Here is a 12170-nt window from a genome sequence, read left to right as displayed (position 1 = left end):
ACCATCGTCGCTACCCGGCAGTCCCCATAGATATGCCTGCGTCGCTAGGGTATGGGGCTGTGATGGCCAGCGAGACCTGTGGGGAAGCCTGTGCGTGAATACCTGCTGACGCTCTGCATCACGGCCGCGGTGACGTACCTGCTGACAGGGCCGGTACGGAAGTTCGCGATCGTGGCGGGAGCAATGCCGGAGATCCGGGCACGTGACGTGCACCGGGAGCCCACTCCGCGCCTCGGCGGGATCGCCATGTTCTTCGGCCTGTGCGCCGGACTGCTGGTCGCGGACCATCTGACGAACCTCAACTGGGTCTTCGAGAAGTCCAACGAACCCCGGGCGCTGCTCTCCGGCGCGGCTCTGATCTGGCTGATCGGCGTCCTGGACGACAAGTTCGAGATCGACGCCCTGATCAAACTGGGCGGACAGATGATCGCCGCCGGCGTCATGGTCATGCAGGGTCTGACGATCCTCTGGGTGCCCGTGCCGGGCGTCGGCACGGTGGCCCTGACCCAGTGGCAGGGCACCCTCCTGACGGTGGCCCTGGTCGTCATCACCATCAACGCGGTCAACTTCGTCGACGGTCTCGACGGCCTGGCCTCCGGCATGGTGTGCATCGCAGCCGCCGCGTTCTTCATGTACGCGTACCGCATCTGGTACTCGTACGGCATCGAGGCCGCCGCCCCGGCCACGCTGTTCGCGGCGATCCTCATGGGCATGTGCCTGGGCTTCCTGCCGCACAACATGCATCCGGCGCGGATCTTCATGGGCGACTCGGGCTCCATGCTCATCGGCCTGGTGCTGGCCGCGGGGGCGATCTCGGTCACGGGGCAGGTCGACCCGGACGTGATGAAGCTGTTCTCCGGTTCCGAACGCAATGCCGTGCACCAGATGGTGCCCGTCTACATCCCGCTCCTCATGCCGCTGACGATCATCGCGATTCCGGCCGCCGACCTCGTCCTGGCCATCGTGCGCCGCGCCTGGCGCGGTCAGTCGCCGTTCGCCGCCGACCGCGGGCATCTGCACCACCGGCTCCTGGAGATCGGACACTCGCACAGCAGGGCGGTGCTGATCATGTACTTCTGGTCGGCGCTGATCGCCTTCGGGGCGCTGGCCTACTCCGTGAACTCCGCGTCCATGTGGATCGTGCTGGGCGTGGTCTTCCTGAGCGCGATCGGCCTGGGACTGCTCCTGCTGCCCCGGTTCACCCCGCGCGCCCCGCGCTGGGCGGAGGGCTTCGTGCCGCCCCGCTACCGGCGCAGCCGGCCGGCGGAACTCGCGGCAACCGATGACTCCACGGCGCCAGTTGAGGACGAACCACGCACTCCGGTCGCCGTCGGAGTGTCGGGAGTCAACGGCGCGACCGCCATCGGTCCGCGTTCGCGCTTGTTGGATCGGCGCAACGCGGAAAGCTCCCGCTGACGTCGCAAGGTAAGAATCTGACTAGAGCATTGCCAAGTCGTGGGGGAGCGAACTTCCCCAATACCAGGCATATCGGCCGTGTTTTTGCACAGACGCGCACTCTCAGTCTCATGTGTGACAGCAAGCACACCTACCAGGTAAAGACCTCATCAAATAGTTTGTGATACGGTTCACGAGAACCCGGGGTAGAGCCGAAGGACCGTGAAGCGACGGCCCATTGGCGTGAGGTCTCCACCACTCCACCCGGGACTACGCTCGTCCATGACGACACCCTGCCCCCCTGTGAAAGCGGAGTTGCCGCCATGCCGTCCAATGACGTCCGGATCCTGGCCCAGGCCGCCGTGCCCACGGCTGCCGTCGGCGCGCTCGCCGCCGTCGTCAGCGCTGTGGTCGCGGGTGGCAAGGGGGCGATCGGGGCAGTCGTCGCGACGCTGGTCGTGCTCCTCTTCATGGGACTCGGCCTCTACGTCCTGCAGCGCACTGCCAAATCGCTTCCGCACCTCTTCCAGGCCATGGGTCTGATGCTCTACGCGGCGCAGATCCTGCTGCTGTTCGTCTTCGTCGCGGTGTTCAAGAACACCACGCTGTTCAACCCCAAGGCCTTCGCGCTTACGCTCGTCGCCGGCACCCTCACCTGGATCGCCGCGCAGACGCGTGCTCACATGAAGGCCAAGATCCTGTACGTCGAACCCGAATCGACCTCCTCCTCGACGGGCGACAAGTCCGAAAAGTCGGGGCACTCGTCGTGAGGGGTAGGCCCGGGATAAAGACCTCTGAGAGATCCTGCTATCGTCCGGTGCCAACTGCGGCATCGCGGGCGCGGGCATCCGAGCTGACGCCTGCTCAATCGCGAGGCGAGATGCCCCACAGCCGCCCCCACATCCGTAACACCAGTCCCGTGCCGAACCGCGGCCACGCGCCGCGCCGACACAACGAGGTTGCCGTACCTATGCGCCACGCTGAAGGAGCCCGCGGTGAGTGCTGACCCGACGCAGGTGCTCGCCTTCGAGACCGACTGCCACATCTTCGACGGCTGTGGCTTCCCCGCTCCGGGCCTGCACTCGTTCCTGTTCGAGCCCCTCTGGGGCAACGCGGACAGCAACGTGTACTTCAACAAGCCGATGCTGCTGGCCCTGCTCGGCTCGATCATCGTCGTCGGCTTCTTCTGGGCCGCCTTCCGCAAGCCCAAGGTCGTCCCCGGCAAGCTGCAGATGGTGGCCGAGTCCGGTTACGACTTCATCCGGCGCGGCGTCGTGTACGAGACCATCGGCAAGAGGGAGGGCGAGAAGTACGTACCGCTGGTCGTCTCGCTGTTCTTCTTCATCTGGATGATGAACCTCTGGTCGATCGTTCCGGTCGCCCAGTTCCCGGTGACGTCGATCATCGCGTACCCGCTGGTCCTCGCCCTGATCGTCTACGTCCTGTGGGTCTCCCTGACCTTCAAGCGGCACGGCTTCGTGGGCTTCTTCAAGAACGTCACCGGCTACGACAAGTCGCTCGGCGCGGTGCTGCCGCTCGCCATGCTCATCGAGTTCTTCTCGAACCTGCTGGTGCGGCCCTTCACCCACGCGGTCCGGCTCTTCGCGAACATGTTCGCCGGCCACACGCTGCTGCTGCTCTTCACGATCGCCAGCTGGTACCTGCTGAACGGCGTCGGCATCGCCTACGCAGGCGTCAGCTTCCTGATGACCATCGTGATGACGGCGTTCGAGCTCTTCATCCAGGCTCTGCAGGCGTACGTCTTCGTTCTGCTGACGTGCACCTACATCCAGGGCGCCCTGGCCGAGCACCACTGAGCGCCCCGCCCATCCACCTGATCGTCCGGTGGCCAACCCCCACCGGTCCGTAAAGAAGAAGGAAGAACTGGCATGTCCCAGACCCTTGCCGCCGTCTCCGGCTCGCTCGGTTCCGTCGGTTACGGCCTCGCGGCCATCGGCCCCGGCGTCGGCGTCGGCATCATCTTCGGCAACGGCACCCAGGCCCTGGCCCGTCAGCCCGAGGCGGCCGGCCTGATCCGCGCCAACCAGATCCTCGGCTTCGCCTTCTGTGAGGCGCTCGCCCTCATCGGCCTGGTCATGCCGTTCGTCTACGGCACCTGATCGGCCCGATCAGCGACAGCCCCCTAGACGAAAGGCACTGACATGAGCCAGCTGCTCATTCTGGCGGCCGGGGAGAAGGAAAACCCCCTCGTCCCGCCGATCCCCGAGCTCGTCATCGGCCTGCTCGCCTTCGTCATCGTCTTCGGCTTCCTCGCCTGGAAGCTCCTCCCGAACATCAACAAGGTTCTGGAGCAGCGGCGCGAGGCCATCGAGGGCGGTATCGAGAAGGCCGAGGCCGCGCAGACCGAGGCTCAGAGCGTGCTCGAGCAGTACAAGGCTCAGCTCGCCGAGGCTCGTCACGAGGCCGCGCGCCTGCGCCAGGAGGCGCAGGAGCAGGGCGCCACGCTCATCACGGAGATGCGCGCCGAGGGCCAGCGGCAGCGTGAGGAGATCGTCGCCGCCGGTCACACGCAGATCGAGGCCGACCGCAAGGCCGCCGCGTCCGCGCTGCGCCAGGACGTCGGCAAGCTCGCCACCGAACTGGCCGGCAAGCTCGTGGGCGAGTCCCTCGAGGACCACGCCCGCCAGAGCCGTGTGATCGACCGCTTCCTCGACGAGCTCGAGGAGAAGGCCGAGGCCACGCGATGAACGGAGCGAGCCGCGAGGCACTGGCAGCCGCACGTGAGCGGCTCGACGCGCTGACGGACTCCACGTCCGTGGACGCGGCGCAGCTCGCCGACGAGCTGGCGGCCGTCACCGCGCTGCTCCACCGCGAGGTGTCGCTGCGTCGGGTCCTCACCGACCCGGCGCAGCCCGGTGAGGCCAAGGCCGAGCTCGTCGGGCGCCTGCTCGGCGGACAGGTCGGCACCGCCACCACCGACCTGGTGTCCGGACTGGTCCGCTCCCGCTGGTCGCAGTCGCGCGACCTGGTGGACGCGCTGGAGGAGCTGGCGGACATCGCCGACCTCACGGCCGCGCAGCGGACGGGTCGGCTCGACAGCGTCGAGGACGAGCTGTTCCGGTTCGGCCGGATCGTCGCCTCGAACACCGAGCTGCGCGCCGCGCTGACCGACCGCAAGGCCACCAAGTCGGCCAAGGTCGAGCTGCTGCACCGGCTGCTCGGCGGCCGGGCCGACGTGACCACCGAGCGTCTGGTGACGCGCCTTGTGACCGCGCCGCGGGGACGTAGCCTGGAAGCGGGACTCGAGTCCCTGTCCAAGCTCGCCGCCGAGCGTCGGGAACGGCTGGTCGCCGTCGTCACCTCGGCGGTGCCGCTGAGCGACCCGCAGAAGCAGCGCCTGGGCGCCGCCCTCGCGAAGCTCTACGGCCGCACGATGCACCTCAACCTCGACGTCGACCCCGAGGTCGTCGGCGGGATCCGGGTGCAGGTCGGTGACGAGGTCATCAACGGCTCCCTCGCGGACCGTCTCGAGGACGCCGCCCGCCGCATGGCGAGCTAGTAGCAATTCAACAAGCAGTACGTACTGATTACGGCCCTGGTTGGGCCGTGCAGAGGATTCACCTCTCATTGGGGGGAGTCCCCCATCCCCCCAAGTGAAACTTCGGGCCCAACAAGGAGAGCAGGGAACCCAGATGGCGGAGCTCACGATCCGGCCGGAGGAGATCCGGGACGCGCTGGAGAACTTCGTCCAGTCGTACAAGCCGGACGCGGCCTCGCGCGAGGAGGTCGGTACGGTCAGCCTTGCCGGCGACGGCATCGCGAAGGTCGAGGGGCTGCCCTCGGCCATGGCCAACGAACTGCTGAAGTTCGAGGACGGCACCCTCGGCCTCGCGCTCAACCTGGAAGAGCGCGAGATCGGCGCCATCGTCCTCGGTGAGTTCAGCGGCATCGAGGAGGGTCAGCCGGTCACGCGCACCGGCGAGGTCCTCTCCGTCGCGGTCGGCGAGGGCTACCTCGGCCGCGTCGTCGACCCGCTCGGCACCCCGATCGACGGCCTCGGCGAGATCGAGACCACCGGTCGCCGCGCCCTCGAACTGCAGGCCCCCACGGTCATGCAGCGCAAGTCGGTGCACGAGCCGATGGAGACCGGCTACAAGGCCGTCGACGCCATGACCCCGATCGGCCGCGGCCAGCGCCAGCTGATCATCGGTGACCGGCAGACCGGCAAGACCGCCCTGGCCGTCGACACGATCATCAACCAGCGCGACAACTGGCGCTCGGGCGACGTGAACAAGCAGGTCCGCTGCATCTACGTCGCCATCGGCCAGAAGGGCTCCACCATCGCGTCCGTGCGCGGCGCTCTGGAGGAGGCCGGCGCGCTGGAGTACACGACCATCGTCGCCGCCCCGGCGTCCGACCCGGCCGGCTTCAAGTACCTGGCGCCGTACACCGGTTCGGCCATCGGCCAGCACTGGATGTACGAGGGCAAGCACGTCCTCATCATCTTCGACGACCTCTCGAAGCAGGCCGACGCCTACCGCGCCGTGTCCTTGCTGCTGCGCCGCCCGCCGGGTCGCGAGGCCTACCCGGGTGACGTCTTCTACCTGCACTCCCGTCTGCTGGAGCGCTGCGCGAAGCTCTCCGACGACATGGGCAAGGGCTCGATGACCGGTCTGCCGATCGTCGAGACCAAGGCCAACGACGTCTCGGCGTTCATTCCGACCAACGTCATCTCGATCACCGACGGCCAGTGCTTCCTGGAGTCGGACCTGTTCAACGCCGGTCAGCGTCCCGCGCTGAACGTCGGTATCTCCGTCTCCCGAGTCGGTGGTTCCGCGCAGCACAAGGCGATGCGTCAGGTCTCCGGCCGTCTCCGCGTCGACCTCGCCCAGTTCCGTGAGCTGGAGGCGTTCGCCGCCTTCGGTTCCGACCTGGACTCCGCCTCGAAGTCGCAGCTGGAGCGCGGTCAGCGCATGGTCGAGCTGCTGAAGCAGGACCAGTACCAGCCGATGGCCACCGAGGACCAGGTCGTCTCCGTCTGGGCCGGCACCAACGGCAAGATGGACGAGGTGCCGGTCGCCGACATCCGGCGCTTCGAGAAGGAGCTCCTGGAGTACCTGCACCGCAAGGAGCAGGGCCTCATGACCTCCATCAAGGAGGGCGCCAAGATGTCGGACGACACGATCCAGGCGATCGACGACGCCGTCGCGGAGTTCAAGAAGCAGTTCGAGACCTCGGACGGCAAGCTGCTCGGCGAGGACACCCCTGCCGCTGCCGCCAAGTGACGTAAGGAAGGGACCTGACTCATGGGAGCCCAGCTCCGGGTCTACAAGCGTCGCATCCGATCTGTCACCGCGACCAAGAAGATCACCAAGGCGATGGAGATGATCGCCGCCTCGCGCGTCGTCAAGGCGCAGCGCAAGGTGGCGGCCTCCACGCCGTACGCGACCGAGCTCACGCGTGCGGTCACGGCGGTCGGTACGGGTTCGAACACCAAGCACCCGCTCACCACGGAGGCGGAGAACCCGACCCGTGCCGCGGTTCTGCTCCTCACGAGCGACCGCGGTCTGGCCGGCGCTTTCAACTCCAACTCCATCAAGGCGGCGGAGCAGCTGACCGAGCGCCTGGAGCGCGAGGGCAAGGAGGTCGACACGTACATCGTCGGCCGCCGTGGTGTGGCCCACTACAACTTCCGTGAGCGCAAGATCGCGGAGTCGTGGACCGGCTTCACCGACGAGCCGTCGTACGCGGACGCCAAGCAGGTGGCGGCGCCCCTGATCGAGGCCATCGAGAAGGGTGCGGCGGACGGCGGCGTGGACGAACTCCACATCGTCTACACCGAGTTCGTCTCGATGATGACGCAGACGGCGCTCGACGCACGGCTGCTGCCGCTGCGCCTCGAAGAGGTCGCGGAGGAGAGGCCTCCGGGCGAGATCCTTCCGCTGTACGACTTCGAGCCGTCGGCGGAGGACGTCCTCGACGCCCTGCTGCCGCGGTACGTGGAAAGCCGTATCTACAACGCGCTGCTCCAGTCGGCCGCTTCGAAGCACGCCGCCACGCGGCGCGCGATGAAGTCGGCCACCGACAACGCGGGAGATCTGATCAACATGCTCTCCCGGCTTGCCAACGCGGCCCGCCAGGCCGAAATCACCCAGGAAATCAGCGAGATCGTCGGTGGCGCCAGCGCCTTGGCCGACGCGACCGCGGGGAGTGACCGATAAATGACCACCACTGTTGAGACCGCGACGGCTACGGGCCGCGTCGCCCGGGTCATCGGCCCGGTCGTCGACGTGGAGTTCCCCGTCGACGCGATGCCGGAAATCTACAACGCCCTGCACGTCGAGGTGGCCGACCCGGCCAAGGACGGCGAGCGGAAGACGCTGACCCTGGAGGTCGCCCAGCACCTGGGTGACGGCCTGGTCCGCACCATCTCCATGCAGCCCACCGACGGTCTGGTCCGCCAGGCCCCGGTGACCGACACGGGCTCCGCCATCTCCGTCCCCGTCGGCGACTTCACCAAGGGCAAGGTGTTCAACACCCTCGGTGAGGTGCTGAACGTCGACGAGCAGTACGACGGTGAGCGCTGGCCGATCCACCGCAAGGCCCCGAACTTCGACGAGCTCGAGTCGAAGACCGAGATGTTCGAGACCGGCGTCAAGGTCATCGACCTGCTGACCCCGTACGTCAAGGGCGGCAAGATCGGTCTGTTCGGCGGTGCCGGCGTCGGCAAGACGGTGCTCATCCAGGAGATGATCTACCGCGTCGCCAACAACCACGACGGTGTCTCCGTGTTCGCCGGTGTCGGTGAGCGCACCCGTGAGGGCAACGACCTCATCGAGGAGATGTCCGAGTCGGGCGTCATCGACAAGACCGCCCTTGTCTTCGGTCAGATGGACGAGCCCCCGGGCACCCGTCTGCGCGTCGCGCTGGCCGGCCTCACCATGGCCGAGTACTTCCGTGACGTCCAGAAGCAGGACGTGCTGTTCTTCATCGACAACATCTTCCGCTTCACGCAGGCCGGTTCCGAGGTCTCCACGCTGCTCGGCCGTATGCCGTCCGCCGTGGGTTACCAGCCGAACCTGGCCGACGAGATGGGTCTCCTCCAGGAGCGCATCACGTCGACCCGTGGTCACTCGATCACCTCGATGCAGGCGATCTACGTCCCCGCGGACGACCTGACCGACCCGGCGCCGGCCACCACCTTCGCCCACCTCGACGCGACGACGGTTCTGTCCCGTCCGATCTCCGAGAAGGGCATCTACCCGGCCGTGGACCCGCTGGACTCCACGTCCCGGATCCTGGACCCGCGCTACATCTCGGCGGACCACTACAACGCGGCCATGCGCGTCAAGACGGTCCTGCAGAAGTACAAGGACCTCCAGGACATCATCGCGATCCTCGGTATCGACGAGCTCGGCGAAGAGGACAAGCTCGTCGTCCACCGTGCCCGTCGCGTGGAGCGCTTCCTGTCCCAGAACACCCACGTCGCCAAGCAGTTCACCGGCGTCGACGGTTCGGACGTCCCGCTGGACGAGTCGATCGCGGCCTTCAACGCGATCATCGACGGCGAGTACGACCACTTCCCGGAGCAGGCGTTCTTCATGTGCGGTGGCATTGAGGACCTCAAGGCCAACGCCAAGGAGCTGGGCGTCTCCTGAGCCACGCGCTCGTGTGAGGGGGCGGGCGCGTCCCGCCCCCTCATTCACGCCCATTAGAATTGACCCCAACACCCGGCACTACCGCCGGGTGGTGACCCGAGGAGCCAACCTTGGCTGCTGAGCTGCACGTCGAGCTGGTCGCTGCCGACCGCCAGGTCTGGTCCGGCGAGGCCACCCTGGTCGTCGCGCGCACCACGTCCGGCGACATCGGCGTCATGCCCGGTCACCAGCCGCTGCTCGGTGTGCTGGAGTCGGGCCCGGTGACCATCCGTACGAGTGATGGTGGAACGGTCGTCGCCGCGGCGCACGGCGGTTTCATCTCGTTCGCGGACGACAAGCTGTCGCTGCTGGCCGAGATCGCCGAGCTGTCGGACGAGATCGATGTCCAGCGCGCGGAGCGGGCGCTCGAGCGCGCACAGGCGGACGCAGACGCCTACGCCCAACGGCGCGCGGAAGTCCGACTGCGTGCGGTGTCGGTGCGCTGACCCGCACGGTGTGATGACGTCACTCAGCCGCGGCCGGGACCGGAGTTATCCGGTACCCGGCCGCGGCTGAGGCAGATGTGGGTGATTTTTCCGTTCCATTACCTAGGAGACGAGGAGGTCGGTGCCGATGGTCCTCGCTCTGACTGTGTGCGGGATCGTGGTCGCGCTCGTGGTGGTGGGACTCTTCCTGTTCGGCCTGCGTCGCAGACTCATCCAGCGCTCCGGCGGCACCTTCGACTGTTCGCTGCGCTGGGACGTGCCCGAGAAACCCGACACCGGCGGCAAGGGCTGGAGTTACGGTGTCGCCCGCTACAACGGCGACCGCATCGAGTGGTACCGCGTCTTCTCCTACGCCTACCGCCCGCGCCGTGTCCTGGAGCGCGCGGCGATCGAGGTGGCCGGCCGGCGCGTCCCCGAGGGCGAGGAGGAGCTGGCGCTGCTCTCCGACGCGGTCATCCTCGCCTGTATCCACCGGGGCACGCGTCTCGAACTCGCCATGAGCGAAGACGCGCTGACCGGGTTTCTCGCGTGGCTTGAGGCAGCCCCGCCCGGACAGCGAGTGAATGTGGCGTAGCCACATTCACTCGCTGGGTGGGGCTCCCCCGGATGAAGTCCGGGGGAGCGTCAATGTCGCTCAACGCCTGGCGAACTTTTTTACGAGAGCCCGGTGTTGATGGCACTCACCAGCTCGCCGTTGCTGGTGTCACCGCTGAACTCCCAGAAGAACGCGCCGCCCAGACCCTGGGTCTTGGCCCACGCCATCTTCGAGTTGATGGTGGACGGGGTGTCGTAGGACCACCAGTTGGTGCCGCAGTGCGCGTACGCCGTACCCGCGATGGTGCCGGTGGCCGGGCAGGACGTCTTGAGGACCTTGTAGTCCTCGATGCCCTGCTCGTAGGTGCCGGCCGCCGGGCCCGTGGCCGTGCCGCCCGGGGCGTCCTGGGTGACGCCGGTCCAGCCGCGGCCGTAGAAGCCGATGCCGATGAGCAGCTTGTTCGCGGGCACGCCCTTGGCCTTGTACTTGGCGATCGCGTCGGCTGTGGTGAAGCCGGGCGTCGGGATGCCGCTGTAGGTGGTGAGCGGGGAGTGCGGGGCGGTCGGGCCGTCGGCGTCGAAGGCGCCGAAGAAGTCGTACGTCATCACGTTGTACCAGTCGACGTACTGGGCCGCGCCCGCGTAGTCGGCGGCGTCGATCTTGCCGCCGGAGGTGCCGTCGGCCGTGGTGGCCGCGGTGACCAGGTTGCCTGTGCCGAACTTGGCGCGCAGGGCCTGCATCAGGTTCTTGTAGGCCGCCGCGCCACTGCTGTCGCAGCTCAGACCGCAGGCGTTCGGGTACTCCCAGTCGATGTCGATGCCGTCGAAGACATCGGCCCAGCGCGGGTCCTCGACCAGGTTGTAGCAGGACTGGGCGAAGGCGGCCGGGTTGGCCGCCGCCTGCGCGAAGCCGCCGGACCAGGTCCAGCCGCCGAAGGACCACAGCACCTTGATGTTCGGGTACTTGGCCTTCAACTCGCGCAGCTGGTTGAAGTTGCCGCGCAGCGGCTGGTCCCAGGTGTCGGCCACGCCGCTGACCGACTGGTCGGCGGTGAACGCCTTGTCGTAGTCGGCGTAGGAGTCGCCGATCGCGCACTGGCCGTTCGTGACGTTGCCGAACGCGTAGTTGATGTGCGTGATCTTCGCGGCCGAGCCGGACGTCACCAGGTTCTTGACGTTGTAGTTGCGGCCGTAGATGCCCCACTCGGTGAAGTAGCCGAGCTTGACCTTGCTGCCGCCGGTGGGCGGGGGAGTGGTGCCGCCTCCGGTGGTGTGCACGGCGACCGAGCCGCTGGCCGGGCCGGTCTGGTCGGCGGTGTCACGCGCCTGCACGGTGTAGGAGTAGTCGGTGCCGGCGGTCAGGCCGGAGTCCGTGTACGACGTCGTCGTCACCGTCGCGATCTTGGCGCCGTCACGCAGCACGTCGTAGTTCTTGATGCCGTGGTCGTCGGTCGCCGCGGACCACGACAGCTTCACGCCGGTGTCGGTGATGTTCGAGGCGGTCGGGGTGCCCGGCGCGGACGGTGCCGCGTCGCCCGGGACCGTCGTACCGTCACAACTGTCGCCGTTCAGCTTGCAGTTGGAGGGGGAGCCGGGGCCGGCGCCGTTGAAGCCGAAGGACACGGAGGCGCCGGGGGCGATGGAGCCGTTGTAGGACTTGTTCTTGGCGGTCCAGTGGGTGCCGGCGGACGTGACGTCGGCGTCCCAGGCGGAGGTGACGGACGTACCGGAGGGGAAGTCCCACTCGATCGTCCACGAACTGATCGCCGTCGTACCGGTGTTCTTGACGGTCCACTTGCCTTCGAAGCCGGTGCCCCAGTCCTGGGTCTTGGCGTAGGTGGCGGTGGCGTTGGTCGCGGCCTGGGCCGGGCCCGCGAGACCGACCAGACCGGCCAGCGGGAGCAACAGGGTCGCGAACCCTGCCGCGGCTCTGTGTCTGAAGCGCATCGTGCGCCTCCTCTTGGGGGTGTAGGGGGCATGACTGAGCCTTCACGCCCACAGTGCCGCGAGAATAGAAAGGTCTGGACCAGAGGTCAATAGGTCTGGACCAGTGCCCTTGATGTCCCGCTGAATCCCCAACTCCCGTTTCGGCAGGGCAGCTTGATCACGGCTACGCGACTCCAGCCGCCCCGGCGGA

General features: G+C 67.4%; 12 protein-coding genes. 11 read left to right on the top strand and 1 reads right to left on the bottom strand.

The genetic code is table 11. From position 1 onward, the window contains the following. Positions 1 to 90 precede the first annotated feature (90 nt). The 11 genes from ACFYXB_RS15870 (at position 91) to ACFYXB_RS15820 (ending at position 10073) form a co-directional block, all read left to right on the top strand. Complete coding sequence (locus ACFYXB_RS15870; protein ID WP_389582205.1) at positions 91 to 1416, top strand: MraY family glycosyltransferase; 1326 nt, start codon at positions 91 to 93, stop codon at positions 1414 to 1416. A 302-nt stretch (positions 1417 to 1718) separates the two neighbouring features. Further along, positions 1719 to 2165, top strand: a complete 447-nt coding sequence (locus tag ACFYXB_RS15865) for a hypothetical protein (protein WP_389582203.1) — start codon at positions 1719 to 1721, stop codon at positions 2163 to 2165. Between the two features lie 225 nt (positions 2166 to 2390). Next, entirely contained in the window at positions 2391 to 3212 is an 822-nt protein-coding gene (gene atpB, locus ACFYXB_RS15860; RefSeq protein WP_389582200.1) for a F0F1 ATP synthase subunit A, read from the top strand. 72 nt (positions 3213 to 3284) lie between these two features. Next, positions 3285 to 3515, top strand: coding sequence for an ATP synthase F0 subunit C (gene atpE / locus ACFYXB_RS15855; protein WP_073889576.1), 231 nt, complete (start codon positions 3285 to 3287; stop codon positions 3513 to 3515). A gap of 42 nt (positions 3516 to 3557) precedes the next feature. Continuing rightward, on the top strand, positions 3558 to 4103 hold the full coding sequence (locus tag ACFYXB_RS15850) for a F0F1 ATP synthase subunit B (RefSeq protein ID WP_351350249.1): 546 nt from the start codon (positions 3558 to 3560) through the stop codon (positions 4101 to 4103). Then, a complete protein-coding gene (locus tag ACFYXB_RS15845; RefSeq protein ID WP_389582197.1) occupies positions 4100 to 4915 on the top strand; it encodes a F0F1 ATP synthase subunit delta in 816 nt (271 codons plus the stop codon). The genes ACFYXB_RS15850 and ACFYXB_RS15845 overlap by 4 nt, the downstream gene beginning before the upstream one ends. Before the next feature lie 133 nt (positions 4916 to 5048). Continuing rightward, complete coding sequence (atpA, locus tag ACFYXB_RS15840; protein ID WP_389582195.1) at positions 5049 to 6641, top strand: F0F1 ATP synthase subunit alpha; 1593 nt, start codon at positions 5049 to 5051, stop codon at positions 6639 to 6641. Between the two features lie 21 nt (positions 6642 to 6662). Further along, positions 6663 to 7577 (top strand): F0F1 ATP synthase subunit gamma, encoded by a 915-nt coding sequence (locus ACFYXB_RS15835; RefSeq protein ID WP_389582192.1) that lies wholly within the window; start codon positions 6663 to 6665, stop codon positions 7575 to 7577. Then, entirely contained in the window at positions 7578 to 9014 is a 1437-nt protein-coding gene (gene atpD / locus ACFYXB_RS15830) for a F0F1 ATP synthase subunit beta (protein ID WP_389582189.1), read from the top strand. Between the two features lie 110 nt (positions 9015 to 9124). After that, positions 9125 to 9499, top strand: coding sequence for a F0F1 ATP synthase subunit epsilon (locus tag ACFYXB_RS15825; RefSeq protein WP_351350239.1), 375 nt, complete (start codon positions 9125 to 9127; stop codon positions 9497 to 9499). A 127-nt stretch (positions 9500 to 9626) separates the two neighbouring features. Continuing rightward, complete coding sequence (locus ACFYXB_RS15820; RefSeq protein WP_351350237.1) at positions 9627 to 10073, top strand: DUF2550 domain-containing protein; 447 nt, start codon at positions 9627 to 9629, stop codon at positions 10071 to 10073. A gap of 80 nt (positions 10074 to 10153) precedes the next feature. Here ACFYXB_RS15820 and ACFYXB_RS15815 read toward each other — a convergent pair whose 3' ends face one another. Further along, entirely contained in the window at positions 10154 to 11980 is a 1827-nt protein-coding gene (locus tag ACFYXB_RS15815) for a glycosyl hydrolase family 18 protein (protein ID WP_389582186.1), read from the bottom strand. Positions 11981 to 12170 lie beyond the last annotated feature (190 nt).

The organism is Streptomyces sp. NPDC002619, assembly GCF_042889305.1.
GTDB lineage: Bacteria > Actinomycetota > Actinomycetes > Streptomycetales > Streptomycetaceae > Streptomyces.
The sequence above is the reverse complement of the archived record's forward strand: the minus strand, read 5'-3'. Positions and strand labels throughout refer to the sequence as shown.

What these genes read in the sequence shown, in the direction of transcription:
- ACFYXB_RS15865 (WP_389582203.1), top strand. Translation starts at nt 1,719, where the DNA reads ATGCCGTCCAATGACGTCCGGATCCTGGCCCAGGCCGCCGTGCCCACG.
- atpE (WP_073889576.1), top strand. Translation starts at nt 3,285, where the DNA reads ATGTCCCAGACCCTTGCCGCCGTCTCCGGCTCGCTCGGTTCCGTCGGT.
- ACFYXB_RS15850 (WP_351350249.1), top strand. Translation starts at nt 3,558, where the DNA reads ATGAGCCAGCTGCTCATTCTGGCGGCCGGGGAGAAGGAAAACCCCCTC.
- ACFYXB_RS15845 (WP_389582197.1), top strand. Translation starts at nt 4,100, where the DNA reads ATGAACGGAGCGAGCCGCGAGGCACTGGCAGCCGCACGTGAGCGGCTC.
- atpA (WP_389582195.1), top strand. Translation starts at nt 5,049, where the DNA reads ATGGCGGAGCTCACGATCCGGCCGGAGGAGATCCGGGACGCGCTGGAG.
- ACFYXB_RS15835 (WP_389582192.1), top strand. Translation starts at nt 6,663, where the DNA reads ATGGGAGCCCAGCTCCGGGTCTACAAGCGTCGCATCCGATCTGTCACC.
- atpD (WP_389582189.1), top strand. Translation starts at nt 7,578, where the DNA reads ATGACCACCACTGTTGAGACCGCGACGGCTACGGGCCGCGTCGCCCGG.
- ACFYXB_RS15820 (WP_351350237.1), top strand. Translation starts at nt 9,627, where the DNA reads ATGGTCCTCGCTCTGACTGTGTGCGGGATCGTGGTCGCGCTCGTGGTG.
- ACFYXB_RS15815 (WP_389582186.1), bottom strand. Translation starts at nt 11,980, where the DNA reads ATGCGCTTCAGACACAGAGCCGCGGCAGGGTTCGCGACCCTGTTGCTC.